This is a genomic window from Kribbella sp. DT2 (assembly GCF_049844575.1).
In the GTDB taxonomy this organism is placed as follows: domain Bacteria; phylum Actinomycetota; class Actinomycetes; order Propionibacteriales; family Kribbellaceae; genus Kribbella.
The window spans coordinates 26,576-51,711 of the sequence record NZ_JBNCLH010000009.1 but is presented as its reverse complement, the minus strand read 5'-3'; the positions used below and the strand labels follow the sequence as shown (position 1 = coordinate 51,711).

The window sequence follows — 25,136 nt, the reverse complement described above, 5'->3', positions numbered from 1 at the left end:
GCCGGGGGCCGGGCACGCGGGTGGGTCAGCCGAGTTTGGTGACGTCTCGGACGGCGCCCTTGTCGGCGCTGGTGGCCATGGCGGCGTACGCGCGGAGTGCCTGGGAGACCTTACGCTCGCGGGCCTTGGGCGCGTAGACGCCGTTGAGCGCCGTACGCCGTGACTCCAGCTCCGCGTCGTCGACCAGCAGGTCGATCGAGCGGTTCGGGATGTCGATGCGGATCTGATCGCCGTCCTGGACCAGCGCGATCGTCCCGCCGGAGGCGGCCTCGGGCGAGGCGTGCCCGATCGACAGGCCCGACGTTCCGCCGGAGAAGCGTCCGTCGGTGACCAGCGCGCAGACCTTGCCCAGGCCGCGGCCCTTCAGGAACGACGTCGGGTAGAGCATCTCCTGCATCCCGGGCCCGCCCTTCGGGCCCTCGTACCGGATCACGACGACGTCGCCCGGCTGGACCTGCTTGGCGAGGATCTTCTCGACGGCCTCCTCCTGCGACTCGCAGACGACGGCCGGCCCCTGGAACGTCCAGATCAACTCGTCGACGCCCGCGGTCTTCACGACGCAGCCGTCCTCGGCCAGGTTGCCCTTCAGGACGGCCAGGCCACCATCGGCGGAGTACGCGTGCGCGCTGTCGCGGATACACCCGCCCGCCGCGTCGGTGTCCAGCGTCTCCCACCGCTCCGACTGCGAGAACGCGGTCGCCGACCGCACACAACCCGGCGCCGCGTGCCACATCTCGACGGCCTCCGCGGACGGCGAACCGCCGCGCAGGTCCCACGTCTTCAGCCACTCGTCGATCGAGTCGCTGTGCACGGTGTGGATGTCCTCGTTCAGCAGCCCACCGCGGTACAGCTCGCCGAGGATCGCCGGGATCCCGCCGGCCCGGTGCACGTCCTCCATGTAGTACGTGCCACCCGGCGCGACGTTCGGCGCGACCTTCGCCAGACAAGGCACCCGGCGCGAGACCGCGTTGATCTCGTCCAGCCCGAACTCGACCTCGGCCTCCTGCGCCGCGGCCAGCAGGTGCAGGATCGTGTTGGTCGAACCGCCCATCGCGATGTCCAGCGCCATCGCGTTCTCGAACGCGGCGCGCGAGGCGATGTTGCGCGGCAGCACGTTCTCGTCGTCGGTGTCGTAGTACCGCTTGGTGATCTCGACGACCGTACGGCCGGCGTTCTCGTAGAGCGCCTTGCGGGCCGTGTGAGTCGCGAGCACCGAGCCGTTGCCCGGCAGCGCCAGGCCGATCGCCTCGGCCAAGCAGTTCATCGAGTTCGCGGTGAACATGCCCGAGCAGGACCCGCAGGTCGGGCAGGCGTTCTCCTCGATCCGCTGGATGTCGGCGTCGGAGACGTTCTCGTTGACCGCCTCGGACATCGCGTCGATCAGGTCCAGCTTGCGCACGGTCCCGTCGACCAGCGTCGCCCGGCCGGCCTCCATCGGGCCGCCGGAGACGAACACGGTCGGGATGTTCAGCCGCAGCGCGGCCATCAGCATGCCCGGGGTGATCTTGTCGCAGTTGGAGATGCAGATCAGCGCGTCGGCGCAGTGCGCCTCGACCATGTACTCGACGGAGTCGGCGATCAGGTCCCGCGACGGAAGGCTGTACAGCATGCCGCCGTGGCCCATCGCGATCCCGTCGTCCACGGCGATCGTGTTGAACTCCCGCGCGATCCCGCCGGCCGCGTGGATCGCCTCGGACACGATCCGCCCCACCGGCTGCAGGTGGGTGTGCCCCGGCACGAACTCGGTGAAGCTGTTCGCCACCGCGATGATCGGTTTGCCGAAGTCCTCCCGGGCTACCCCGGAGGCCTGCATGAGGGCACGAGCGCCCGCCATGTTGCGACCGTGGGTGACAGTACGGGACCTCAATGCAGGCACGACGGTATCTCCTCGCTTCTCGGACTGCTCACCTAGCATGTTGCCACTCCCGTCCCGAATGCCGAAACACCGGTCCCACATCCCGGCACACGAGAGCACCTGGCGAACCTCTGCCGGGCTCCGGCCGGCTCACTCGCGTGATCTGAGCGTGGACTGGGCTCGGTAGCGTGATCGAGGCAACAGGGCGGTGCTTCGGACGTCCTGTGGGGTGGTGCATCGTGGTTCCGTGAGCACAACCGACGAAGCCCAACCGCCCGCCGAGCAGGCGGCGAGCGGACAGCCAGCTGACCGATCGACGGCGTGAACAGGCCGACCCGCTGGAGAGGCTCGCGCTCTCGCGTGCAGCGCGGGAGCAGGTGGAGACCTGGGCGAACGGTGCCCAGGCCCTGGCCCTGCTGACAACGTTGCGGGATCGCGGGTGGACGCAGTTCCTGCTCGTACGCCGTGAGGTCGCCGCGCTGGCTGAGTTCTCCGGTCTCCCGCCGGGCCGGCTGAACGACGTACTGGCTGTGCTGGAGGCGCACGGGATCGTGGAGCAGGCGGACGGGCTCGTACAGCTGAGCGCCTCCTTCGAAGCGCTCGCGCCGCGGGTGGTGCGGCAGGCGCCGTGACGAAGGCTCTGTACGAGCAGATCTTCGTCCCGCAACTGCCTGAGCTGTCCGCCGCACTGAAGGCGGGCCCGTGGCTCGATGTCGGCTGTGGTGTCGCCTGCGCGACGCTGACGCTCGCCTCGATGTATCCGGAGATGGAGGCCGTCGCGATCGAGCTGGTCCCGACGGTCGCCGCCGAGACCGTACGACGGGCCGAGGCGTTCGGTGTGACGGACCGGATCGACGTCCGCGTGATGGATGCGCGCGCACTGGACGAGCCGGACAGGTCCAGTGGTGCGTTCTGGGCGCCGCCGTTCTTCCCCGAGCAGACCCGCGTGGAGACCCTCGCCATGCTGCTGCGCGTGCTGAAGCCCGGTGGTGTGCTGCTGATGCAGGAGATCGAACCCGAGCCGGACGAAGCCGGGCGATCGGCGTACACCCTCCGGAAGCTGGTCGCGCAGGGCTGGGGTGTGCCGTTCGGCAGGACCGCCGAGCAATTGGCCGACGAGGCGAGGACCGCAGGCTTCGAGATCGACCGCCTCGCCCGAACCGACTTCGGCCGCCTCGTCATAGCCCGCCGCCCGGCCTGAGCCGGGAGCAGCTCGGCGCCGGGCCTGACGGGAGCTTTTGTCGGGTCGGCGATCTAGCCTGGGTTGATGGAGGACTTCGAGCCGCGTGCGCACCGGGTGCATCCCGCGCTGCGCCCGTACCTCGACGACCTGATCGGCTACGCCTACCGCGGTGACCCGCCCGAGTTGCACCGAGGGCTGCCCTCCCGGTCCCTGACCGTCGTGATCACCCTCGACGAGCCGCTGGGCATCGCCTGGCCGGACGAGCCGACGCAGAAGTTCGAGGCCCTCGCCAGTGGGCTGCACTCGACCGCTGTCCGGATCGGCCAGTCCCCCAACCGGGCCGGAATCCAGCTCGCGCTCACGCCGGCCGGCAGCCGCGCGCTGCTCGGCCTCCCACCGAGCGAGCTGGCCTCCATCGCGGTCCCGCTCGTCGACATCCTCGGCCGCCCGGCGCGCGAGCTCACCGAGCAGCTGCGCGAGGCCCCCGACTGGACCCAGCGATTCGCCATCCTCGAGCAACTGCTGCTCGAGGCGTGGCGCGACGAGCCGGTCCCCCAGCCCCGCGCCGAGATCATCTGGGCCTGGCAGCGGCTCGCGCAGACCGGCGGCGGCGTCGGCGTACAGGACCTGGCGACCGAGGTCGGCTGGGGCCGGCGTCATCTGACCGAGCGCTTCCGCCAGGAGTACGGGCTCGCGCCGAAGGTCGCTGCCCGCGTGATGCGTTTCGAGCAGGCCGTGCAGCGACTGAAGCGCTCGCCGTCGACCAAGCTCGCCGATCTGGCCGCCGATCTCGGGTACGCCGATCAGGCGCACCTGTCCCGCGAGTGGAACGCGCTGGCCGGTTGCTCGCCGCGGCAGTGGATCGCCGAGGAACTCCCATACGTTCAAGACGAACCTCCTGTCGAAAAGGCAGAGTCGCGGGTATGAACACGACACAGAGCACTGCACGCACCGGCGTCTGGCCGACGCTGATCTACCGCGACGGACCGGCCGCACTGAAGTTCCTCACCGAAGGGTTGGGATTCACGCTGGTCGCCTCCTACCCCGGGGTCGCCGAGGGATCGATCGCGCACGCCGAACTGCACTGGCCGCACGGTGGTGGGGTGATGGTCAGCTCGGTCGACCGCAACGCCGAACCCAATGAGTTCGACCGCTTCGTCGACCAGGCACAGGGAAGTTACCTCGTTCACGACGATCCGGACTCCCTTTATCCACAGGTGATCGCGGCCGGCGCGAAGGTCCTGCGCGAGATGCGCGAGGAGGACTACGGATCGCGCGGTTTCAGCATCACCGACCCCGAGGGCAAGGTCTGGAGCATCGGGACGTACGCCGGGGTGGCCCAGTAATCCACAGGGTCCCCCCGCGCGGCGCGAGACCTCCGTAGAATCGCTGCGTGGCCGAAACGACACCGGAACTGCCAGACTCCGAAGCCCTGCAGGTACTGCACCGGGTGTTCGGGTACGACGCGTTCCGCGGGGAGCAGCGCGACATCATCGAGACCGTCGTCGGTGGTGGTGACGCGCTCGTGCTGATGCCGACCGGCGGCGGCAAGTCACTGTGCTACCAGATCCCCGCCCTGGTCAGGTCGGGCGTCGGCGTGGTGATCTCGCCGCTGATCGCGCTGATGCAGGACCAGGTCGACGCGCTCACCGCGCTCGGCGTACGGGCCGGCTTCCTGAACTCGACGCAGGACTTCGAGCAGCGCCGCGAGGTGGAGCAGGCCTTCCTGTCCGGCGACCTCGACCTGCTCTACCTCGCGCCCGAGCGGCTCCGGGTCGAGGCGACCGTGCGGCTGCTCGACCAGGGCAAGATCTCGTTGTTCGCGATCGACGAGGCGCACTGTGTGTCGCAGTGGGGGCACGACTTCCGCCCTGACTACCTGATGCTCTCGGAGCTGCACGAGCGCTGGCCGGACGTGCCGCGGATCGCGCTGACCGCGACGGCGACCGAGGCGACGCACGCCGAGATCGCCACCCGGCTGAACCTGACCGAGGCACGGCACTTCGTCGCCAGCTTCGACCGGCCCAACATCCAGTACCGGATCGTCGGCAAGGACAGCCCGCAGCGCCAGCTGCTCGACCTGCTGCGCACCGAGCACGCCGGTGACGCGGGCATCGTCTACTGCCTGTCGCGCAACAGCGTCGAGAAGACCGCGACCTTCCTGACCCAGAACGGGATCGAGGCCGTGCCGTACCACGCGGGCCTGGACAGCCGGATCCGCGCGAAGAACCAGTCCCGCTTCCTGCGCGAGGACGGCCTGGTCGTGGTCGCGACGATCGCGTTCGGGATGGGGATCGACAAGCCCGACGTACGGTTCGTCGCGCACCTTGACCTGCCCAAGTCGGTCGAGGGGTACTACCAGGAGACCGGTCGCGCGGGCCGCGACGGGCTGCCGTCGACCGCCTGGCTGGCGTACGGGCTGCAGGACGTGGTGCAGCAGCGCAAGATGATCGACACCTCCGAGGGCGACGCCGCGCACCGGCGCCGGCTCGGGTCGCACCTCGACGCGATGCTCGCGCTGTGCGAGACCGTGCAGTGCCGGCGGGTCCAACTGCTCGCGTACTTCGGCCAGCAGGGCGAGCCGTGCGGGAACTGCGACACCTGCCTGCTCCCGCCGGAGTCGTGGGACGGCACGATCCCGGCGCAGAAGCTGCTCTCCACGGTGTACCGGCTGCAGCACGAGCGGAACCAGAAGTTCGGCGCCGGTCAGGTGATCGACATCCTGCTCGGCAAGACGACCGAGAAGATCAAGCAGTTCCGGCACGACGACCTGAGCGTGTTCGGCATCGGGACGGAGCTGAAGGACACCGAGTGGCGTGGGGTGGTTCGGCAACTGTTGGCCCAGCGACTGCTCACCGTCGAAGGTGATTACGGCACGCTGGTGCTCACGGCCGAGAGCGCCGAGGTGCTCGGCCGCCGCCGCGAGGTGATGATGCGCCGCGAGCCCGAGCGGGTCGGCCGGTCGAGGTCGTCGGGTGGCGGGAGCAAGAAGAAGGTCGTCGACCTGCCGGCGGAGGCGGCGCCGGTGTTCGAGCGCCTGCGCGCTTGGCGGGCCGCGACGGCGAAGGAGCAGGGCATGCCGGCGTACGTGATCTTCCACGATGCGACGCTGCGTCAGATTGCGACCGATCTCCCGAGTTCGCTGACCGAGCTGGGCAAGATCAGCGGCGTCGGCGAGAACAAGCTCGCTAAGTACGGGGACGGCGTACTAGAGGCCTTGGCCGCGGAGTAACGCGGCGGGCACGTCGGCGCGTCGTACGGGGTGAGTACTCCGACGGCGAAGGGCCTTGTCTTGCTGGACTCTGTGGTGACCGGGGTGTTGCCGGCGACCGCCGTGGCGGGCGTTGCCGCGCCTGTTCCGATTGATTGGAGTGAGACGCCGACCGAGCTTGGGTCCGCGGTGCTCTACACGACCGAGCGGGCCGGACGACGTGTGGTCGGTGGGCGCGACGGAGGACCCCGAGATACGGGGACCGGGCGTTGCTGCAGCGGTGGAACGGGACGGCGTGGAGCCGGGTGACCAATCCCGTGGAGCCTGCGGGCCGGTCTTCGCAGTACACGACTGTGACGGCGGCCGGGGTGTTGCTGCTCCCGGCGCCACCATCGAGCAGCCGTACGTCGCGGTCGGTACGCACCGCCCACAAGCCGGTACGCCGAAACCCTGCCGCTGAGACCAGAGCAACAACTACGTCCAGGTGAGGCTCTCAGCCAGGGCCGCGACCTCAGGGCCGGTTCGAGTCCGACGACTACTCGGCCAGGCGAGCGCAACGTGGTTCGGCCCGAGATCCTCCACCGGTACGGCGACGACGTCCACGCGCGTGCAGAACGTTGCCGTGGACACGGGATGATCGAGACTCCGTGGCCGGCGGCAACGTGTTCCAGCTTCTCCTCGATGCTGCGGAAGTGCGGGGCCGCGCGCGGCCGGTCCTCGCGGAGCTCGACGGCGCGGTCGCGCCACTCCGGGACCGCGTCGGGGTCCTGGAGAAGGTGCTCCTCGGCCAGGTCGGCGATGCGGATCAGCGGCGTGACCGTGATGCCGGGCAGGAACGCGATGGTGAAGGTCCGCTGCGGGTGAGCGGCCTCCACCGTCCGGCGCCGCATCGCCTCGGCTGACGCGAGCACCGCGCGCGCGTCCTCCAGCAGCTGGCACCCGGCGGAGTTGAGCTCGGTCGACCGCTTGGACCGGACGAACAGCTGCACCTTCAGCTCGTCCTCCAACGCCCAGATCTGCCGCGACAGCACGGGCTGCGCGATGTGCAGCCGCTCGGCGGCGCGCCCGAAGTGCAGCTCCTCCGCCACCGCGACGAAGTACCGCACCTTCCGCAGATCCACGTCCACGAGCCCGCCTCCTCTGATACCTCCAGGGTGTTACCCGCCGGATCAGCCCTCGACGAGGTAGAGGGTGTTTCCGTCGGGATCCTGGAAGCTGAACATGGGCGGCACGCCGGGCCAGGTGAGGAGGTCGCCGGCGACGACACCCAAAGCGGCGTGGGCGGCCCCGGCATCGGGGGTCGTGAAGCGGATGCCGGTGTCGTTGCCTGCGGGGTTGTGCGAAGTGGCGGGGACGAGAGCCAGGGAGGTCGCGGCGCCGGGCGGGGCGACGACGATCCAGCGGCCGTTGAGCTGTGGGAGCTCGGCGTCCAGGTGGAGATCGAAGCCGAGGGTCTCGACGTAGAAGGCGACGGCCCGGTCCTGGTCGGTGACGGGGACGGCAACGGTGCTGACGGCGGTGATGTGGTTCATGGCTGGTTCCTCTCGAGTGGTGCTGACACCCGGAGGTAGAAGCCACGGTCAGGATTTCGACAGGGGTCCGGAAGGAAACGAGTAGACGACGAGCCACTGGTGGGGTTCGTCGAGCAGGGCGGTGACCTCGTAGCCGATGGTGATGCGGCCGAGGTGCGGATGGTTGAGGTGCTTGTCGCCGGAGACGCGTTCGCGGACGTCACGGCGCGCCCAGCGAGTGGCGAAGTCGGGGCTGGCGTCGATGAGCTCGTCGACGAGGGCGCGGACCGCGGGGTCGTCAACGAGATGGCCGGCAGCCGAGCGGAGGTGGGCGACGGTGTCGTCGGCGACCTCCGGCCAGTTCGTGAACAGGGTGCGGGCCGTGGGATCGAGAAAGATGTACCGGGCATTGTTGGAGCCGGGACCGGGCTTGTCCATCGGCTGGGGAAGGCGGCCGGGGAACAGCTCGACGGCCGACTCGTTCCAGGCGAGAACGTCGCCCGTCCGGCCCAGTACGACGACCGCGGTGGGCGGTACGAACAGGCCCATCAGACGCAGCGCCGACCGGGAGACTCGCTCGGTCGCAGGCGACGAGGCTGTCTCGACCTGACCGCCCAGCGCTTTCAGGTGACGGGTCTCGTCGTCGGTCAGGGCGAGCGTGCGTGCCAAAGCATCCAGTACGCCGGCCGACGGGTGCCGTGCGTGCCCCTGCTCGAGGCGCGTGTAGTAACCCACGCTCAGGCCGGTGAGCTCGGCGAGCTCCTCGCGGCGCAGGCCCGGCGTACGGCGTGGGGTGTCGGGCAGCCCGGCCTCGGTGGGCGTCAAACGGTTGCGGCGTTCGCGGAGGAAGCCGCCGAGCTCGCGCGACCGGCCGGCGTACCGCGACATGGGTCCTCCCTGAGTGTCCCTGACAGGTGCACCCGGCAACCTTTTCCCGGCGGCCGGCACCGACCACGGTAGTAGTCATGCATGTCACGACGACCCGGCCGGCGCTCGCTTCAGGTGTCGCTGCCGCGTCCTTCTTCCTGATCACGCTCAACGCCTCGCTGGTGACCACCGCCCTGCCCTCCATCGGGCGCGATCTCGGTGCGGGGCCGGCGCTCGCCTGGATTCTCACGCTGTACTCGCTGGTGTTCGCCGCCTGTCTCCTGCCGGCCGGAGCCTGGACCGACCGGGTCGGAGCGCGGCGGGCGTTCGCGATCGGGATGACCGGGTTCGTGGCGGCGGCGCTGATCTGCGCGGTCGCGGGAAGTCTCGCGCTGCTGCTGGTGGCGCGGGCGCTGCAGGGAGCGGCGGCCGCGGCGGTGCTGCCGTCGGGGCTGGCGCTGCTCACTGCGGCGGTGCCAGATCCGGTACGACGTACGCGCGCTGTCGGGCAGTGGTCGGCAGCAGGCGCGGTCGCCCTGGTCGTCGGCTCACCGGTCGGCGGGGCGATCACCACGAGCTTCGGGTGGCCTGCCGCGTTCTGGCTGAACGTGGTGGTCGGGCTGCCGGTGCTGATCTCGGTGCTCGGCCTCCCGCCGGGGACCCGAAACCCACGCCGGACACGGGGTGGACCGCTCGGCGCGCAGGCGGTGGTGAGCACGGTGACCGGGTTCGCGGTGAACTTCTCGTCGTACGGGGTGATCTTCGTGGTCACGCTGCTGGTTCAGCAGGTGCTGGGACGATCGGCGTGGACCAGCGGGCTGGTGTTCGTGCCGATGACGGTGCTGATCGTCCCGGCGAACCTGCTGGCCGGGCGGTTGACGGCACGGTTCGGGGCTCAGCAGGTGATGGTGCTCGGCCAGGGACTGATGCTGGTGGGGCTGCTCGGGTTGTGCTCGGTCGACGAGCGGGTCGCGCTGTGGGTGCTCGTCGGCTGGTTGCTGCCGATCGGCGCGGGCGCCGGGCTGGTCGCGCCGGCGATGACGACCCTGATGCTGGACGGGGTCGCGGCGGCGCGGGCGGGATTCGGCGCCGGCCTGCTCAACGCGAGCCGGCAGATCGGGAGCGGGGCGGCGGCCGCGTTGTTCGGGGCCTTGCTCGGTACGACGCACTTCCTGGCCGGGTTCCGGGTCAGTCTGGTCGTGGCGGTGGTAGTGGTTGCTGTCAGCATCTTCTTCGGCCGAGTACCCACCAGTGGAAAGGTGAAGCTGTGAATCTCCAGTACGAGGACGCGGGCGGCGACGGTATCCCGGTGCTGGCCCTGCACGGCACCTTCGGACGCGGGCGAACTTTTGCCGCGGTCGCCGAGCGGCTGTCGCCCGACTACCGCCTGATCGCACCGGACCTGCGAGGACACGGCCGGTCGCCCCACGGGCTTGGTGACTACGGACGGAACGCCTTCATCAAAGACGTCGCAGAGTTGATCGAGGCTCTCCACGTGGCCCCGCTGCCGGTGATCGGGCACTCGCTGGGTGGGGTGACCGCGTTCCAGCTCGCAGCCAGGCGGCCCGAGCTCGTGGCCGCCGTGGTGGTCGAGGATGTCGGAGCGGTGACGGACGAGTCCGAGCTGCCGGAACCTGTGCTCGACGTGACTGGTTGGCCGACGAGGTTCTCCGGCCGGCGAGAAGCCGAGGAGTTCTTCGGGCAGACCCCTGCACCGAGCTACTTCCTCGAGAGCGTGGTCGCCGAGGACGCCGGCTGGGAGCTGCTCTTCGACCTCGACGAGATGATGGCGGTGCAGTGGGGCAACGTCGGCGTCTGGTGGGACGACTGGACGGCCGTGCGGCAGCCGATGTTGTTGCTTAGAGCAACTGACAGCTTCCTGCTGAGCGAGCGGCTGGCCAGCGAGATGGTGCGCAGGCGGCCCGGGACCGAGCTGGTCACCTTCGACGGGACCGGGCACTGGATCCATCGAAAAGACCCGGACCGCTACGCGGCAACGATCCGGGCCTTCTTCGAGCAGCTGACTACTTCGCGACCACCCGGAGGGTGAAGTCGGCCTGACCACCCTCGGTGTGGCGGATGGTGACACCGGCCGAGCGGAGCGCGGCGGCGTCCTTGTTCGACTTGAGCTCGTCGGTCAGCGCGCCGATGCCGTCGAAGTCGACGTACGCCGCCAGGACGGCGCCCTTCGGGTCCGGGATCGCCTGCTTGAAGCTCTCCGACTCCCCGAGCTTGCCGCCCTGGAGCACCTTCTCGGCGTAGCCCTTGTCGGTCGAGACCACCAGCGTGTCGTCGTCCTGGGCCTTCTCGACCGGGATGTTCAGCTGGCTGCGCTCGCGGACCAGGCGCATCACCTTGTCCGCGACCACGCCGGCCTTCGCCGGGTCGGTCTCGGAGCGGGCCGCGATCAGCGGGCCGTTCTCGCCGTTGTTCCGGTCGATCGCGACCGCGAAGTTCTTGCCCAGCAGCGTCTTCAGGTCGTCCGGCAGGACGAGCCCGTACTGGTCGGTGAAGCCCTTGGTCAGCTCCTCGATGTCGAGACCGCTCGACTTCTTCATCTGCTCCCAGGCGGTGTCGACGAGCTCCGACCCACCCGATACCGCGAGCCCACCGGCCGAGCTCTCCGGCAGTTGCGCGAGCAGGTCACCCGCGTCGGCAGCGCCGGTCTTCACGGTCTGGTCGCTGCGGACCACACCCTTCAGCTCGACGTAGCTCGCGTCGAACCGCAGCGCCGCGGCCATCGAGCCGGCCGGCAACGCCTTGCGCTGGTCCTCGGTCAGCTTGCTGTCACCGATCAGCGCCAGCCCGGCGGTGTCGGCCCAGAAAGACGCGAAGCCCTGCTCACCGAGCGCGGACATGTCGCCGTCGAACTTCGAGTTCTCGCTCAGCGGGCTGTCCTTGGCCGTCGACGCGGCCGAGTCCACCAGCGCCTGGTTCTCACCGAGCAGCACGTAACCGTTGGTGAAGACACGCCCCGGCTTCTCGTCGTCGTTGGCGAACAGCTTGTCCAGGCCGTCGTTGGCCTTGTCCTCGTTCTTCACCTGGACCGCGACGACGACGTCCGGCGTCTTGCTGTCGCCTGAGGGCGGAAGCGCCGCCAGTCCAGCCCGGTCCCCCAGCCACGGCTTGACGTCCTGATCGAAGTTGACGTCGGCGAGGTCGTCGCCGGCCTCCTTCTTCAGCAGGTCGAACAGCTTCTGCCGCAGGTCGTCGTTGTCGCTGGTGAGTCCGATCCCCTCCTTCACGGACGGGAACTTCATCAGGTACCGCAGCGCGGCGACGCGCTGACCGGCCGACGGGTTCAGGTCGATCCGGGCGTAGGCGACCGCCGTACCGGGCAGCACCTCGGCCGGCTGACCGCCGCCACCGTTGAGCCGCGCGTAGGCGAACAGGCCACCGCCGCCGAGCACCGCGAGCACTGCCACGACGGCGACGAGCGGAATCCACTTGTTGCGCCGCTTCGGCGGTTCGGGCTGCCACTGCTGCGCCTGACCGAAGCCCGGCCCGTACGGCGGCTGGCCGCCGTCACGCTGCGGGCCGCCGTGCTGCGGCTGCCCGTACTGCGGCTGCTGCGGCTGCCCCTGGTAGCCCTGCTGGGGCTGCCCGTACTGCGGCTGGCCCTGGTACCCCGGCTGCGGCTGCCCCTGGTACGGCGGCTGGCCACCCTGGTACGGCGGTTGCCCGCCCTGCTGCGGCGGCTGTCCACCGCCCTGCGGCCAGAGGCTTTGGTTGCCCTGAGCACCGAACTGGTCGCTCTGGGTCCCCGGTGCGGTGTGTGGCCCCTGCGGGCCGCCGGCTGCACCAGGCTGGTGCGGGTAGACCGGCGGATTGGTCTGGTCGGACATCGTGCCCCCTCGCGTCACCGGTGAGATGCCACCGGGCCGGAACAGGCTATTTCACCTGCGCCGGTGATTCTGACGCGGAAGGTACCGATGTGGTTGCAACTGGTTCCGCGCGCCAGGTGAGCGCGGCGATGATCGCGGCCGCGAGAGCGGCGCCGACCAGCCAGGAGCCCAGTGGGGTCCAGGTGTGCAGCTCGAGGGGTGCGGAGAGCAGGTCGCCGGGCTTGGCCGCCTCGAGTCGCGGCTCGAGCGGGTCGTGGCCGAGCAGCATGCCGACGCCCCAGGCGACGGCCGAACCGACGACCGAGCCGACACAGACCACGGCGACCGCCCACGGTCCGTAGTCGCGCAACCACCAGAACAGACCGGCGCCGAGCACGAGCGCGGCGAGGAACCCGATCGCGACGAACATGCCGTCCGGGCCGAACACCCGGGTCATCTGCTCCTCGCCGAGGGCGCCACCCTTCTCGTCGATCGTGTACTGCGCGAGCGGCGCGTACTGCTGCCAGGCCCACCCGGCGATCGCGCCCGCGACCAGGAACACGGCGACGGTGACAGCGATCGCCCGGCTCCACGGCAGCTTCGGCGCCGGCTCGGGTGCGGCCCCGAACGATCCCCCGAACGCCTGCGGCGCGTACGGCCCGCCGCCACCGGCGTACACGGGCCCGGAAGGCGCCGAAGACCATCCCTGCCCGGCCTGGGCCGACGAGCCCGGCTCCGGTTGGCCGGACCAGGGGCCCGGCGGGTTCGGCTGGGTCGGGTCGTTAGGTGGTGGCTGACTCACGGGGCCAGTGTGACGTACCGGGTCAATGCTTTCACTCACCGGTGCCTCAACCCGCCAGGCAGGACGGGCCGAGCAGTGCCTTCAGGTCGGCCATCAGCGACGACGTCGGCGTGACGCGGAACCGGTCGCCGATCCGCATCACCGTCGTCTTCTGCCTGGCCTGCAGGCGCAGCTGCACCTCGGTCATGCCGGGGTGCGACTGCAGGACGTCGCGCAGCTGGTCGACCACCGGCTGGGTGCAGCGGTTCACCGGCATCGTGATGACGACCGGTCCGCTCGGCCCCTGGGTCAGGTCCGGCACGGTCACCTCGTCACCGCTCAGCTCGAGCCGGTCCTCACGGCGCCGGACCCGGCCCTTCATCAAGATGATCGCGTCGTTGGTCAGCAGGTGCGCGTGCAGCTGGTACGCCGAGGAGAACATCATCACCTCGATCGAACCTTCGAGGTCCTCGATCGTGACGATCGCGTAGATGTCACCGCGCTTGTTGACCTTGCGCTGGACCGCCGTGACCAGACCACCGATCGTCACCCGGCTGCCGTCGGGCCGGTCCTCGTCGGCGAGCAGCTGGCCGATCGTGGAGTCGGTGCCGTTGGTGAGCACGTGCTCGACGCCGAACAGCGGGTGGTCGGACACGTACAGCCCCAGCATGTCGCGCTCGTGCGCCAGCCTGGTGGCCTTGTCCCACTCCTCGATCTCCGGCACCCGGACCGTCAGCCGGCTGTTGCCGTCGCTGGTGTCGGCCTCGTCGTCCCCCATCGAGAACAGGTCGAACTGGCCGTGCGCCTCGTTGCGCTTGAGGTCGATCGCCTCGTCGACGGCCTGCTCGTGCACCGCGACGACGGCGCGCCGGGCGTGGTTCATCGAGTCGAACGAACCGGCCTTGGCCAGCGACTCGATGACGCGCTTGTTGCAGACCGGCAGCGGCACCTTGTCGATGAAGTCCACGAAGTCGGTGAACCGGCCCTCGGACTCGCGCGCGCCGACGATCTCGGCCACCACGTTGACGCCGACGTTGCGGATCGCGGACAGCCCGAAGCGGATGTCGGTGCCGACCGGGGTGAAGTTCGAGTCGGACTCGTTGACGTCCGGCGGCAACACCTTGATACCCATCCGGCGGCACTCGTTCAGGTAGATGGCCATCTTGTCCTTGTCGTCCTTGACGGACGTCAGCACCGCGGCCATGTACTCCGCCGGGTAGTTCGCCTTCAGGTAGGCGGTCCAGTACGAGACCAGCCCGTACGCCGCCGAGTGCGCCTTGTTGAACGCGTAGTCGGAGAACGGCACCAGGACGTCCCACAGCGCCTTGATCGACTGCGCCGAGAAGCCTCCTGCCTTCATCCCCTCGGAGAAGCCGACGTACTCCGCGTCCAGGACCTCGCGCTTCTTCTTGCCCATCGCGCGGCGGAGCAGGTCCGCCTTGCCGAGCGTGTACCCGCCCAGCTGCTGGGCGATCGCCATCACCTGCTCCTGGTACACGATCAGGCCGTACGTCGTCCCGAGGATCGGCTCCAGCGCCACCGCGAGCTCGTCGTGCGGGTAGCTGATCTCCTGCTGCTTGTTCTTGCGCAGGGCGTAGTTGGTGTGCGAGTTCGCGCCCATCGGGCCGGGGCGGTAGAGCGCGCCGACCGCGGAGATGTCCTCGAAGTTGTCCGGCTTCATCAACCGCAGCAGCGCCCGCATCGGGCCGCCGTCGAACTGGAAGACGCCGAGCGTGTCGCCGCGGCCGAGCAGCTCGAAGGTGAGCTTGTCGTCGAGCGACTTGGCCAGCTCGTCGAGGTCGAGGGTGATCCCCCGGCTCGCCTCGACGTTCTTGACCGCGTCGTCCATGATCGTCAGGTTGCGCAGGCCGAGGAAGTCCATCTTGACCAGGCCGAGCGTCTCGCAGCTCGGGTAGTCGAACTGGGTGATGATCTGGCCGTCCTGCTCGCGGCGCATGATCGGGATCAGCTCGATCAGCGGTTCCGACGACATGATCACGCCGGCCGCGTGGACACCCCACTGGCGCTTCAGGTTCTCCAGGCCACGGGCGGTGTCGACGATCTTGCGGACGTCCTGGTCGGACTCGTAGAGCTGCCGGAACTCGCCGGCCTCGGAGTAGCGCTTGTGCTGCGGGTCGAAGATGCCGGACAGCGGCACGTCCTTGCCCATCACCGACGGCGGCATCGCCTTGGTGATCCGGTCGCCCATCGCGAACGGGTAGTCCAGCACCCGGCCGGCGTCCTTGATCGCCTGCTTGGCCTTGATCGTGCCGTAGGTGACGATCATCGCGACCCGGTCGTCGCCGTACTTCTCGGTGACGTAGCGGATCACCTCGGGGCGGCGACGGTCGTCGAAGTCGATGTCGAAGTCGGGCATCGACATCCGCTCCGGGTTCAGGAAGCGCTCGAAGATCAGGCCGTGCACCAGCGGGTCGAGGTCGGTGATGCGCATCGCGTAGGCGCACATCGAACCGGCGCCGGAACCGCGGCCCGGGCCGACCCGGATACCGTTCTCCTTGGCCCAGTTGATGAAGTCGGCGACGACCAGGAAGTAGCCCGCGTACCCCTTCGAGGTGATGACCTCGATCTCGTACTCGGCCTGCTTGCGGACGTGGTCCGGGACGCCCTCGGGGTAGCGCTTGTGCAGGCCGGTCTCGACCTCGGCGACGAACCAGGACTCCTCGTTGTGGCCGTCCGGGCAGGGGAAGCGCGGCATGAACCGGCCCTCGCCCTCGGTGAAGGTGACGTCGCACTGCTCGGCGATCAGCAGCGTGTTGTCGCAGGCCCCGGGAAGGTCGCGGAACGTCTCGCGCATCTGGGCCGGGGTCTTCAGGTAGAACTGGTCGCCGTCGAACTTGAACCGGTTCGGGTCCGACAGCGTCGAGGCGGACTGGACGCACAGCAGCGCGGCGTGCGCGATGGCGTCCTCCTGCCGGGTGTAGTGCAGGTCGTTCGTCGCGACCAGCGGCAGGTCGAGGTCCTTCGCCAGCCGGAGCAGCTCCTTCTGCGTCTGCTGCTCGATGCCGATGCCGTGGTCCATCACCTCGCAGTAGAAGTTCTCCGCACCGAAGATGTCGCGGAACTCCGACGCGGCCTCGACGGCCTCCTTGTACTGCCCGAGCCGGAGCCGGGTCTGCACCTCGCCACCCACGCACCCGGTCGTCCCGATCAGGCCCTGGCCGTAGGTCTGCAGCAGCTCGCGGTCCATCCGGGGCTTGAAGTAGTACCCCTCGAGGCTCGCGAGCGACGCCATCTTGAAGAGGTTGTGCATCCCGCCGGTGTTCTTCGCCAGCAGGGTCATGTGCGTGTAGGAGCCGCCACCGGACACGTCGTCGCGACTGCTCCCGGCATCGCCCCACTTGACCCGCTTGCGCTCGGTGCGGTGGGTCTGCGGAGTCAGGTAGGCCTCGACGCCGATGATCGGCTTGACGTCGTACTTCTGCGCGGTCTTCCAGAACTCGTACGCCCCGAAGACATAGCCGTGGTCGGTGGTCGCCAGCGCCGGCATGCCCGCTTCGCTGGTGGCCTTGAACAACTCGTCGATCCGTGCGGCGCCGTCCAGCATGGAGTACTCAGTGTGGTTGTGCAGATGCACGAAACTGTCGCTGGACGCCATGTCTGCGCGGACCTCCCAGGGCGTTGGTGAGCAGAACGAAGACAGCTTAGGCAGGTCGCTCGGACAGTTTTCGGCGACCCGCCTACGACCGCCGGAACCGGCCCCGGATCGCCCGGTATCCGGTCACTCGTGATTGACAACATGTTGTCATCATGACAGCATCTTGTCATGATCGAGAACAGCGTCACCACCGTCCACGTCGCCGTCCACGACACGCTCGCCGACTGGGAGATCGGGTTCCTGACCGCGGGCGTCAACAGCCCGGCCTGGCACAGGTCGCCGGGGCAGTTCCGGATCCGGACCGTGAGCGCGAGCAGCGAGCCGGTCACCACGGCCGGCGGCCTGCGGGTGCTGCCCGACTCCACGCTCGACGAGCTGAGCCCGGCCGGCAGCGCGATGCTGGTGCTGCCCGGCAACGACCTGTTCCCGACGCCGGCGTACGCGCCGTACGTGGCGAAGGCGAAGGAGTTCCGTGCGGCCGGCGTCCCGGTCGCGGCGATCTGCGGCGCGACCGGCGCGCTGGCGCTGGCCGGGATGCTCGACGACCACGAGCACACCAGCAACGCGGCGGCGTTCCTCGACAGCCTCGGGTACGCCGGTGGCAAGCTCTACCGCGAGGAGCCGGCGGTCAACGACCGCGGGCTGATCACGGGCAAGGCCCAAGCGCCGGTCGAGTTCGCCCGGGCGGTCTTCGCGGAGCTGGGCATCTACGAGCCGGCCGTGCTCGACTCCTGGTACAAGCTGTACGGCAGTCAGGACCCGGCCGGGTACTACGAACTGATGGGTGCATGACAGGTGACTCGTGACCAGGAGCTGCTCGGTACGGCGGCGCTGACGGCGTTCAGGCTCAACGGCCAGTTCCTGGAGCTGGCCGAGAGCCTGGCCAAGCCTGTCGGGCTGACGGCGACCTGGTGGCAGGTGCTCGGCGCCGTGCTCCAGACGCCGCTGCCGGTCGCGTCGATCGCCCGCGAGATGGGCATCACCCGGCAGGCCGTCCAGCGCACTGCCGACGTACTGGTGGAGCGTGGGCTGGCTGAGTACCGGGACAACCCGGCGCACCGGCGAGCCAAGCTCGTGGCGGTCACCAGCGACGGGCTGGACGCCGTACGGGCGATCAGTCCCGAGCACGCCAAGCAGGCGAAGCGTCTGAGCAGCGTGCTCGGACAGGAGGAGTTCGCCAGGGCCGTTGAGGCCCTGCAGACTCTGTCAAAGGCGCTGGACCAGCTCGCGTGAGTCGCCGGCGCTGACCAGCGCCTGACCGCCGAGGCGGAACGACGACAGGTACAGCTTCACTGGGTGTCGACGAGCCGGTTCAGGGCCTGGTCCAGGTCGTCGGGGTACTCGGAGGAGAACTCGACGTACTCCCCCGAACCGGGGTGGTCGAAGCCGAGCCGCATCGCGTGCAGCCACTGGCGCTTCAGCTGCAGCCGCTCGGCCAGCACCGGGTCGGCGCCGTACGTGAGGTCGCCGCAGCACGGGTGGCCGATCGCGGACATGTGGACGCGGATCTGGTGCGTCCGGCCGGTCTCCAGCGTGATCTCCAGCAGCGTTCCGTACCGGAAGGCCTCGAGCGTCTCGTAGTGCGTGACGCTCGGCTTGCCGCCGGCCACGACGCCGAACTTGTAGTCGTGGTGCGGGTGCCGGTCGATCGGCGCGTCCACGGTCCCGGTGAACGGGTCCGGGTGGCCCTGGACCAGCGCGTGGTAGATCTTCTTGACCGTGCGCTCCTTGAAGGCGCGCTTGAGCACGGTGTAGCTGTACTCGGTCTTGGCGACCACCATCAGCCCGGACGTGCCGACGTCGAGCCGGTGCACGATGCCCTTGCGCTCGGCGGCGCCGCTGGTGGAGATGTTGAAGCCCGCGCCCGCCAGGTGCCCGATCACGGTCGGACCGGTCCAGCCCGGCGACGGGTGGGCGGCGACGCCGATCGGCTTGTCGACCACGATGATCTCGTCGTCGTCGTGCACGATCCGCAGGTTGTCGACGGTCTCCGGTACGACGGTGACGTCGCCCGGGGGCGGCGGCAGCTCGACGTCGAGCATCACGCCGGCGGTGACCCGGGCGGACTTCAAGGCCGTCGTCCCGTCGACCTGGACCAGGCCGGACTCGATCAGCTCGGCCGCCTTCGTCCGGGAGACGCCGAACAGCCGCGACAGGGCCGCGTCGAGGCGCTCGCCGGCCAGGCCGTCCGGCACCATCACGGTCCTGGAGTCGCTCACTTGGTGCCCACGTCCTTGGTGCCGTCGAGCTTGATGCCGCGCAGCGTCTGGATGACCAGCAGGATCGCGGCCGAGGTGACGGCCATGTCGGCGACGTTGAAGATCGCCCAGTGCGGGGTCTGCAGGAAGTCGACCACGTGACCGTGGAACGGCGACGGCTCGCGGAAGATCCGGTCGGTGATGTTGCCGACCGCGCCACCGAACAGCAGCCCGAACGCGACCGCCCAGCCCGCCGAGCCGAGCCGGCGCGACAGCCAGATCACGCCGACCGCGACGACGATCTGGATCGTGCTGATCACCGGGGTGAAGTCCGAGCCGAGGCTGAACGCGGCGCCGGGGTTGCGGATCAGGTTGAACTTGAGCAGCTCACCGACGACGTTCACGGGCTCACCGGGGGTGAGGTGCTGCAGGGCGAGCACCTTGGTGAGCTGGTCGAGGCCGAGGATCAGCAGGCCGACGCCGGCGAAGACCGCGGTGAGTCGCCAGGACCGGGGCTTGACCGCAGTCGCTTCGGTGGCAACTACTTGGTCGGCTTCAGCGGCATCTTCAGCAGGCGCCTGGCCGGTTTCAGCCGGTACGGCGGACGCAGGCTCCGCGGCCGGCGTACCGGCTGGGTCGTCCGGGGTCGACGGCGAACCGGCCGACGTGCTGTCGGCCGGTTCGGTCAGCTCTTCGGCGTCCCCTGACGGGTGGGACGACTGGTCCTGGCTCAGCGGCGTTCTTCGCGTTCTTTGCATGACACGCACAGTGTCGCACGCGGGAACGCCTGCAGCCGTCCCTTGCCGATCGCCTTGCCGCAGCTCTCGCAGACGCCGTACGTCCCGTCGTCGATCTTGGCCAGCGCCCGCTCGATCTGGTCGAGCATTTCGCTGGCGTTCCGGGCCAGGGACATCTCGTGGTCGCGCTCGAGGGTGGTCGACCCGACGTCGGCCTGGTCGTTGCCGGCCCCGTCGCCACCGTCGCGCAGCAGGCCGACGATCTCCTGCTCGGCGTCGCGGATCTCTTCCTTGAGGTGCACCACGTCGGCCTCGAGCTCACCGCGCAGCTCGGTCAGCTCGGCCCCGGTCCACGGGGTCTCCCCGTCGCGGACGGTCAGGTTCTCGGCCTTCTTGGGCGACTTGGCCGGCGCCGTTGCCGGGGTCCTGTTCTCGTTCGTCTTCATGGCCACCCTCTTCGTCGGAGCTTTCCTGGCAGGGGTTTTCGCGGCCTTCTTGGCCGGTTCTTTGGCGGTCGCGGCACTCTTCTCGGCCGCGGCGGTGCGTTTTCCGGGGGCGGACTTCTTTGCCGATGTAGCCATACTTCGACTACCCCCTGCCTTCGTCGGAGACTGAAGCGGACTGGTCGCAAGACAGTAGGACACGCAGACGTCGCGTGCCAGCCTGACGCGCAGACCGTGGACATACGGTAGTCGCTTCTTCAAAGCCGCTCGACGTTCCGCGCGTCACAGCGGTGTTGCACTGCCTCTTCAGGCAAGCAGTTGATTCAGCCACGCCCGTGTCTCACCTTCCCCGCCTCGCAGCATTGTCACCGCCAGGGACCCTCCTGACCAGCCATTAACGATTAGTGGCGCACTGGTGTGAAGTCGTACACTTTTTTCGCCACCGCAAGGCGCTGATGGGGCCATCACCCCGGAGCCGCCGGAAGAACGGTCTCACGACTCACTAGACCCGGCAGCGGAGCGGAACGAAGTGGGTGACGATCAGTCACCAAGGAGGGTGGTACCGCGGAGCCCGGCGATGTCGCCGTGCCTCGTCCCTTCGTCCGGCAGCAGCTCGACGAAGGACGGCCAGACAATGGCGGACGACACCCCGACCACCCCGTGGCAGCAGGTTCCGGCCCAGGTGGACCTGCCCGCGATCGAGCACGCCGTGCTCGAGACCTGGGACAGCCAAGACATCTTCGCCAAGTCCCTGGCCCAGACCGCCGGCGGGACGCCGTGGACCTTCTTCGAGGGTCCGCCGACCGCCAACGGCATGCCCGGCACCCACCACATCGAGGCCCGGGTCTTCAAGGACGTCTTCCCGCGCTACCGGACCATGAAGGGCTTCTCGGTCGAGCGCAAGGCCGGGTGGGACTGTCACGGCCTGCCGGTCGAGGTCGCGGTGGAGAAGGAGCTCGGCTTCAGCGGCAAGAACGACATCGAGGCCTACGGCATCGCCGAGTTCAACGCCAAGTGCCGTGAGTCGGTGCTGCGCAACGTCGACGCGTTCACCGAGCTGACCACCCGGATGGGCTACTGGGTGGACATGGAGCACCCGTACAAGACGATGGACCCGCAGTACGTCGAGTCCGTCTGGTGGTCGCTCAAGCAGGTCTTCGACAAGGGCCTGCTGGTCGAGGACTACCGGATCACGCCGTACTGCCCGCGCTGCGGCACCGGCCTGTCGGACCACGAGCTGGCCCAGGGCTACGAGACCGTCATCGACCCCTCGGTCTACGTGCGCTTCCCGCTCACCTCCGGTCCGCTGGCCGGTCAGGCGTCGCTGCTGGTCTGGACCACGACCCCGTGGACCCTGGTCTCCAACACCGCCGTCGCCGTGCACCCCGACGTCGACTACGTCGTCGCGACCGACGGCACCGAGTCGCTGGTCGTCGCGGAGCCGCTGCTCGGCTCTCTCGGCGAGGGTTGGACCGTCACCAACACGTACGCCGGCCGGGAGCTCGAGCACTGGACCTACCAGCGGCCGTTCGAGCTGGTGGCGTTCGACGAGCCGGCCCACTACGTCGTACTGGCCGAGTACGTCACCACCGAGGACGGCACCGGTCTGGTCCACCAGTCCCCCGCCTTCGGCGCCGACGACCTCCTGGTCGCCAAGGCGTACAACCTGCCGGTGGTGAAGCCTGTCGGTCCGGACGGCCGCTTCGACGCGGACCTGCCGCTGGTCGGTGGGCAGTTCTTCAAGAAGGCCGACGAGGACCTGGTCAAGGACCTCGACGCCCGCGGCGTGCTGTTCCGCCACCTGCCGTACGAGCACCCGTACCCGCACTGCTGGCGCTGCCACACCCCGGTCATGTACTACGCGCTCCCGTCCTGGTACATCCGCACCACGCAGGTCAAGGACGCGCTCCTGCGCGAGAACGAGAAGACCAACTGGTTCCCCGAGTCGGTCAAGTGGGGCCGGTACGGCGACTGGCTGCGCAACAACATCGACTGGGCAGTGTCCCGCTCCCGCTACTGGGGCACGCCGCTGCCGATCTGGCGCTGCGCCGAGGAGCACCTGGTCTGCGTCGGCTCGATGGCCGAGCTCGGCGAGCTGGCCGGCCGCGACCTGAGCAGCACCGACCCGCACCGCCCGTACGTCGACGACATCACCTTCGCCTGCCCGACCTGCGGCGGTGAGTCGCACCGGGTCGCCGAGGTGATCGACGCCTGGTACGACTCGGGCTCGATGCCGTTCGCCCAGTGGGGGTACCCGTGGGTGGACGGCTCGAAGGAGAAGTTCGAGAAGGCCTACCCGGCCGACTTCATCTCCGAGGCGATCGACCAGACCCGTGGCTGGTTCTACACGCTGATGGCGATCGGCACGCTGGTGTTCGACGAGTCGTCGTACCGCAACGTGGTCTGCCTGGGGCACATCCTGGCCGAGGACGGCCGGAAGATGTCCAAGCACCTGGGCAACATCCTCGAGCCGATCCCGCTGATGAACGACCACAGTGCGGACGCGGTGCGCTGGTTCATGGCCGCCTCCGGGTCGCCGTGGAAGGCGCGCGGCATCGGGCCGAACGTGCTGAACGAGATCGTCCGCAAGGTGCTGCTGACGTACTGGAACACGGCGGCCTTCCACGCGCTGTACGCGCGGCTGGCCGACTGGGACCCGTCCGACGTGCCGCCGGTCGCCGAGCGGTCGGTGCTGGACCGTTGGCTGGTCAGCGAGACGCACCGGCTGGTCCGCGACACCGACGAGGCCTACGCCGGGTACGACACGCAGAAGCTGGGCGCGCTGATCAGCTCGTTCGTCGACACGCTGTCGAACTGGTACGTACGGCGCTCGCGGCGGCGGTTCTGGGCCGGTGACGCCGGCGCGCTGGCGACGCTGCACGAGACGCTCGACGTGCTGACCCGGCTGATGGCGCCGCTGACGCCGTTCCTGACCGAGCGGGTCTGGCAGGACGTGTTCCGGCCGGTCACGCCGGGACTGCCCGAGTCGGTGCACCTGTCGACGTTCCCGACGTACGACGCGGAGCTGATCGACGACACGCTGGCCACGCACGTGTCGATGGCCAAGCGGGTCGTCGAGCTGGGCCGGTCGGCGCGGGCCGAGGCGAAGGTGCGGACCCGGCAGCCGCTGAGCCGCGCGCTGGTCGGGTCGGCTGCGATCGCCGATCTGTCCGACGAGCTGCTGCGGGAAATCGCCGAGGAGCTCAACGTCGGAGCGGTCGAGCCGCTGTCGTCGGCCGGTGCCGACCTGGTCGAGCACTCGGCGAAGGGCAACTTCCGCGAGCTGGGCAAGCGGTTCGCCAAGCAGACGCCGGTGGTCGCCAAGGCGATCGCCGCGGCGGACGCGGCCGAGCTGGCCGCCACGCTGAAGGCGTCCGGTACGGCGACCGTCGTGGTCGACGGCGAGCCGGTCGAAGTGAGCGCCGACGAGGTGCTGATCTCGGAGCGGCCGCGCGAGGGCTGGTCGGTGGTCAACGAGCAGGGCGAGACGGTCGCGCTCGACCTGGAGGTCACGCCGGAGCTGAAGCAGGCCGGCCTGGCCCGCGAGGTGGTCCGGACCCTGCAGGAGGCCCGCAAGAACTCCGGCCTGGAGGTCTCGGACCGGATCAGCGTCTGGCTCAGCGCCACCGACGCCGAACTGGCCGATGCCCTGGGCAAGCACGCGGACGACGTGGCCCGCGAGGTGCTGGCGACGTCAGTGGTCCAGTCGGCGCCCGAGGCAACCGAAGGCCTCACCACCGGCACCGACGAGGAGCTGGGCCTGACGTACTGGCTGACCAAGGCCTGACACTCACCCCGCCCGCTGCTCCGGCTCCGCCGGAGCAGCGGGCGGGGAAAGAGAAGACGGACGGGGGAGCCGGAGCGCGAGAGCGGAGCCCGGCGCACCGGATTGACTACACAACGCAGCGGGGCCCGGCCTGGATTCAGGCTCGGGCCCCGCTGCGTTCTTGCTTCGCGGCTTTGGTTAAGACTGCGTTCAGTTCATCACTCGGACCGGATTCTGACTCTGCGTGACGGCGGCGGCGCCGTCAGTCAGAAGTTCCCGGACATGACGAAGAGGCGGTGCCGCCGGAAAGCACCGCCTCCTCACCCGAGGTGTTGTTTACACGCCGTGACCGTGAGCCTGCGCGCGGGCTTCCGGGCGGAAGCCGTTGCGCGGGCTGAGCGTGTCGTCGCCGTTGCCGAGCGCCTTGAGCTGCTCGGTGAAGTACGTCTTCAGGCGGCTGCGGTACTCGCGCTCGTAGGCGTGCAGGTCGTCGATCGTGCGCTCGAGCTGGCCCTTCTGCTTCTCCAGGGTCCCCAGCATCTGCGCGCGCCGCTCGGCGATCTCGCCGTCGAGCTTCTCGGCGCGGGCACGGGCTTCACCGGTCATCCGGTCAGCCTTGCCGCGGGCCTCGTTCTCCAGCCGCTCGGCCTTGGCGCGGGCCTCGCCGATGATCTTGTCGGCGGTGTCCTTCGCCTCCTGGACCAGGTCGTCGGAGTGCTTGGTGGCCATCTCCAGCAGCCGCACGGCGGAGCTGGACGCGTCACCGACGGTCCCTGCGGCCGCAGCAGCCCCCGCGGCCGCTACAGCGGGAGCGACGACTGGGGGCTTCTCCTCGGGCTTCTCGACCACGACGGGAGCGGGCTTGGGCTGTTGCACGACGGGCGGGAGAGCGGCGGTCTGGTCGACCGGCCGTTCCTGACCCGCACCAGCGCGCTGGGCCGCCGCCAGCTTCGCGCGCAGCTCCTCGTTCTCGGCGAGAAGGCGCTCGAGCTCGGCCTCCACCTCGTCGAGGAAGGAGTCGACCTCAGTGACGTCGTAACCCTCCCGCAATCGGACGGGCGTGAACTGCTTCGAGCGGACGTCATCCGGCGTCAGCGGCATCTTTCACCTCGTTTGTCTGTGTCTTGGCGGAGTCTGGGGCGCA

21 protein-coding genes are annotated in these 25,136 nt (G+C 69.3%); 10 read left to right on the top strand and 11 right to left on the bottom strand.

Translation table 11 applies throughout. The features are described 5' to 3' along the window. Positions 1-25: 25 nt before the first annotated feature. Positions 26-1,876, bottom strand: a complete 1,851-nt coding sequence (ilvD, locus tag ACLQ2O_RS32460; protein WP_425839253.1) for a dihydroxy-acid dehydratase — start codon at positions 1,874-1,876, stop codon at positions 26-28. Between the two features lie 356 nt (positions 1,877-2,232). On the opposite strand from ilvD, the gene ACLQ2O_RS32455 reads away from it, so the two are divergent. The 5 genes from ACLQ2O_RS32455 to recQ all read left to right on the top strand — a co-directional run bounded on the left by ACLQ2O_RS32455 (position 2,233) and on the right by recQ (position 6,270). Continuing rightward, positions 2,233-2,487 carry a hypothetical protein gene (locus ACLQ2O_RS32455; RefSeq protein ID WP_425839250.1) on the top strand — a complete coding sequence of 85 codons (255 nt, stop codon included), beginning with the start codon at positions 2,233-2,235 and terminating at the stop codon, positions 2,485-2,487. Then, entirely contained in the window at positions 2,484-3,056 is a 573-nt protein-coding gene (locus ACLQ2O_RS32450) for an SAM-dependent methyltransferase (protein WP_425839248.1), read from the top strand. The genes ACLQ2O_RS32455 and ACLQ2O_RS32450 overlap by 4 nt, the downstream gene beginning before the upstream one ends. A gap of 66 nt (positions 3,057-3,122) precedes the next feature. Continuing rightward, positions 3,123-3,965 carry a helix-turn-helix domain-containing protein gene (locus tag ACLQ2O_RS32445; RefSeq protein WP_425839246.1) on the top strand — a complete coding sequence of 281 codons (843 nt, stop codon included), beginning with the start codon at positions 3,123-3,125 and terminating at the stop codon, positions 3,963-3,965. Continuing rightward, complete coding sequence (locus tag ACLQ2O_RS32440) at positions 3,962-4,384, top strand: VOC family protein (protein WP_425839243.1); 423 nt, start codon at positions 3,962-3,964, stop codon at positions 4,382-4,384. The genes ACLQ2O_RS32445 and ACLQ2O_RS32440 overlap by 4 nt, the downstream gene beginning before the upstream one ends. Positions 4,385-4,431: 47 nt before the next feature. Continuing rightward, positions 4,432-6,270, top strand: a complete 1,839-nt coding sequence (recQ, locus tag ACLQ2O_RS32435) for a DNA helicase RecQ (RefSeq protein WP_425839240.1) — start codon at positions 4,432-4,434, stop codon at positions 6,268-6,270. 173 nt (positions 6,271-6,443) lie between these two features. Here recQ and ACLQ2O_RS32430 read toward each other — a convergent pair whose 3' ends face one another. From ACLQ2O_RS32430 to ACLQ2O_RS32420, 3 genes are read right to left on the bottom strand one after another with little or no spacing between them, the layout of a single operon-like run. Beyond that, the gene (locus ACLQ2O_RS32430) at positions 6,444-7,376 is read right to left on the bottom strand and encodes a LysR family transcriptional regulator (protein ID WP_425839237.1); all 933 of its coding nucleotides are present in this window, start codon (positions 7,374-7,376) and stop codon (positions 6,444-6,446) included. A 42-nt stretch (positions 7,377-7,418) separates the two neighbouring features. Next, a complete protein-coding gene (locus tag ACLQ2O_RS32425; protein ID WP_425839234.1) occupies positions 7,419-7,781 on the bottom strand; it encodes a VOC family protein in 363 nt (120 codons plus the stop codon). 48 nt (positions 7,782-7,829) lie between these two features. Further along, positions 7,830-8,648 (bottom strand): helix-turn-helix transcriptional regulator, encoded by an 819-nt coding sequence (locus tag ACLQ2O_RS32420; RefSeq protein ID WP_425839231.1) that lies wholly within the window; start codon positions 8,646-8,648, stop codon positions 7,830-7,832. 77 nt (positions 8,649-8,725) lie between these two features. Between ACLQ2O_RS32420 and ACLQ2O_RS32415 the strand changes: the two genes are divergently transcribed. Then, positions 8,726-9,898, top strand: coding sequence for an MFS transporter (locus ACLQ2O_RS32415; protein WP_425839228.1), 1,173 nt, complete (start codon positions 8,726-8,728; stop codon positions 9,896-9,898). Further along, positions 9,895-10,677, top strand: a complete 783-nt coding sequence (locus ACLQ2O_RS32410) for an alpha/beta fold hydrolase (protein WP_425839225.1) — start codon at positions 9,895-9,897, stop codon at positions 10,675-10,677. The genes ACLQ2O_RS32415 and ACLQ2O_RS32410 overlap by 4 nt, the downstream gene beginning before the upstream one ends. Here ACLQ2O_RS32410 and ACLQ2O_RS32405 read toward each other — a convergent pair. From ACLQ2O_RS32405 to dnaE, 3 genes are read right to left on the bottom strand one after another with little or no spacing between them, the layout of a single operon-like run. Next, positions 10,652-12,472 carry a DUF3352 domain-containing protein gene (locus ACLQ2O_RS32405; RefSeq protein ID WP_425839222.1) on the bottom strand — a complete coding sequence of 607 codons (1,821 nt, stop codon included), beginning with the start codon at positions 12,470-12,472 and terminating at the stop codon, positions 10,652-10,654. The two genes, ACLQ2O_RS32410 and ACLQ2O_RS32405, sit on opposite strands and share 26 nt — an antisense overlap. A gap of 46 nt (positions 12,473-12,518) precedes the next feature. Next, a complete protein-coding gene (locus ACLQ2O_RS32400; protein ID WP_425839219.1) occupies positions 12,519-13,253 on the bottom strand; it encodes a hypothetical protein in 735 nt (244 codons plus the stop codon). Positions 13,254-13,299: 46 nt separating this feature from the next. Then, positions 13,300-16,848: a DNA polymerase III subunit alpha gene (gene dnaE, locus ACLQ2O_RS32395; protein WP_425839217.1), complete on the bottom strand. Its 3,549-nt coding sequence runs from the start codon at positions 16,846-16,848 to the stop codon at positions 13,300-13,302. A 168-nt stretch (positions 16,849-17,016) separates the two neighbouring features. Here dnaE and ACLQ2O_RS32390 point away from each other — a divergent pair, with 168 nt between their 5' ends. Beyond that, positions 17,017-17,640 (top strand): DJ-1/PfpI family protein, encoded by a 624-nt coding sequence (locus ACLQ2O_RS32390; RefSeq protein WP_425839214.1) that lies wholly within the window; start codon positions 17,017-17,019, stop codon positions 17,638-17,640. Positions 17,641-17,643: 3 nt separating this feature from the next. Beyond that, entirely contained in the window at positions 17,644-18,081 is a 438-nt protein-coding gene (locus tag ACLQ2O_RS32385; protein WP_425839211.1) for a MarR family winged helix-turn-helix transcriptional regulator, read from the top strand. A gap of 56 nt (positions 18,082-18,137) precedes the next feature. Here ACLQ2O_RS32385 and ACLQ2O_RS32380 read toward each other — a convergent pair whose 3' ends face one another. Genes ACLQ2O_RS32380 through ACLQ2O_RS32370 form a run of 3 tightly spaced genes read right to left on the bottom strand, consistent with a single transcriptional unit; the run spans position 18,138 to position 20,229 of the window. Next, the gene (locus ACLQ2O_RS32380) at positions 18,138-19,046 is read right to left on the bottom strand and encodes an RluA family pseudouridine synthase (RefSeq protein ID WP_425840158.1); all 909 of its coding nucleotides are present in this window, start codon (positions 19,044-19,046) and stop codon (positions 18,138-18,140) included. 17 nt (positions 19,047-19,063) lie between these two features. Then, positions 19,064-19,804, bottom strand: coding sequence for a signal peptidase II (lspA, locus tag ACLQ2O_RS32375; protein ID WP_425839208.1), 741 nt, complete (start codon positions 19,802-19,804; stop codon positions 19,064-19,066). Beyond that, on the bottom strand, positions 19,777-20,229 hold the full coding sequence (locus ACLQ2O_RS32370; protein ID WP_425839205.1) for a TraR/DksA family transcriptional regulator: 453 nt from the start codon (positions 20,227-20,229) through the stop codon (positions 19,777-19,779). Before ACLQ2O_RS32370 ends, lspA begins: the two co-directional genes overlap by 28 nt. A gap of 631 nt (positions 20,230-20,860) precedes the next feature. Here ACLQ2O_RS32370 and ileS point away from each other — a divergent pair. Further along, positions 20,861-24,013 carry an isoleucine--tRNA ligase gene (gene ileS / locus ACLQ2O_RS32365; RefSeq protein WP_425839202.1) on the top strand — a complete coding sequence of 1,051 codons (3,153 nt, stop codon included), beginning with the start codon at positions 20,861-20,863 and terminating at the stop codon, positions 24,011-24,013. A 315-nt stretch (positions 24,014-24,328) separates the two neighbouring features. Here the strand turns inward: ileS and ACLQ2O_RS32360 are convergent, their stop codons facing one another. Next, the gene (locus ACLQ2O_RS32360; RefSeq protein ID WP_184794094.1) at positions 24,329-25,093 is read right to left on the bottom strand and encodes a DivIVA domain-containing protein; all 765 of its coding nucleotides are present in this window, start codon (positions 25,091-25,093) and stop codon (positions 24,329-24,331) included. Between the last annotated feature and the right edge of the window lie 43 nt (positions 25,094-25,136).

What these genes read in the sequence shown, in the direction of transcription:
- ACLQ2O_RS32370 (WP_425839205.1), bottom strand. Translation starts at nt 20,229, where the DNA reads ATGAAGACGAACGAGAACAGGACCCCGGCAACGGCGCCGGCCAAGTCG.
- ACLQ2O_RS32415 (WP_425839228.1), top strand. Translation starts at nt 8,726, where the DNA reads ATGCATGTCACGACGACCCGGCCGGCGCTCGCTTCAGGTGTCGCTGCC.
- ACLQ2O_RS32425 (WP_425839234.1), bottom strand. Translation starts at nt 7,781, where the DNA reads ATGAACCACATCACCGCCGTCAGCACCGTTGCCGTCCCCGTCACCGAC.
- ACLQ2O_RS32380 (WP_425840158.1), bottom strand. Translation starts at nt 19,046, where the DNA reads ATGGTGCCGGACGGCCTGGCCGGCGAGCGCCTCGACGCGGCCCTGTCG.
- dnaE (WP_425839217.1), bottom strand. Translation starts at nt 16,848, where the DNA reads ATGGCGTCCAGCGACAGTTTCGTGCATCTGCACAACCACACTGAGTAC.
- lspA (WP_425839208.1), bottom strand. Translation starts at nt 19,804, where the DNA reads ATGCAAAGAACGCGAAGAACGCCGCTGAGCCAGGACCAGTCGTCCCAC.
- ileS (WP_425839202.1), top strand. Translation starts at nt 20,861, where the DNA reads ATGGCGGACGACACCCCGACCACCCCGTGGCAGCAGGTTCCGGCCCAG.
- ACLQ2O_RS32440 (WP_425839243.1), top strand. Translation starts at nt 3,962, where the DNA reads ATGAACACGACACAGAGCACTGCACGCACCGGCGTCTGGCCGACGCTG.
- ACLQ2O_RS32405 (WP_425839222.1), bottom strand. Translation starts at nt 12,472, where the DNA reads ATGTCCGACCAGACCAATCCGCCGGTCTACCCGCACCAGCCTGGTGCA.
- ACLQ2O_RS32445 (WP_425839246.1), top strand. Translation starts at nt 3,123, where the DNA reads ATGGAGGACTTCGAGCCGCGTGCGCACCGGGTGCATCCCGCGCTGCGC.
- ACLQ2O_RS32390 (WP_425839214.1), top strand. Translation starts at nt 17,017, where the DNA reads ATGATCGAGAACAGCGTCACCACCGTCCACGTCGCCGTCCACGACACG.
- ACLQ2O_RS32420 (WP_425839231.1), bottom strand. Translation starts at nt 8,648, where the DNA reads ATGTCGCGGTACGCCGGCCGGTCGCGCGAGCTCGGCGGCTTCCTCCGC.
- ACLQ2O_RS32360 (WP_184794094.1), bottom strand. Translation starts at nt 25,093, where the DNA reads ATGCCGCTGACGCCGGATGACGTCCGCTCGAAGCAGTTCACGCCCGTC.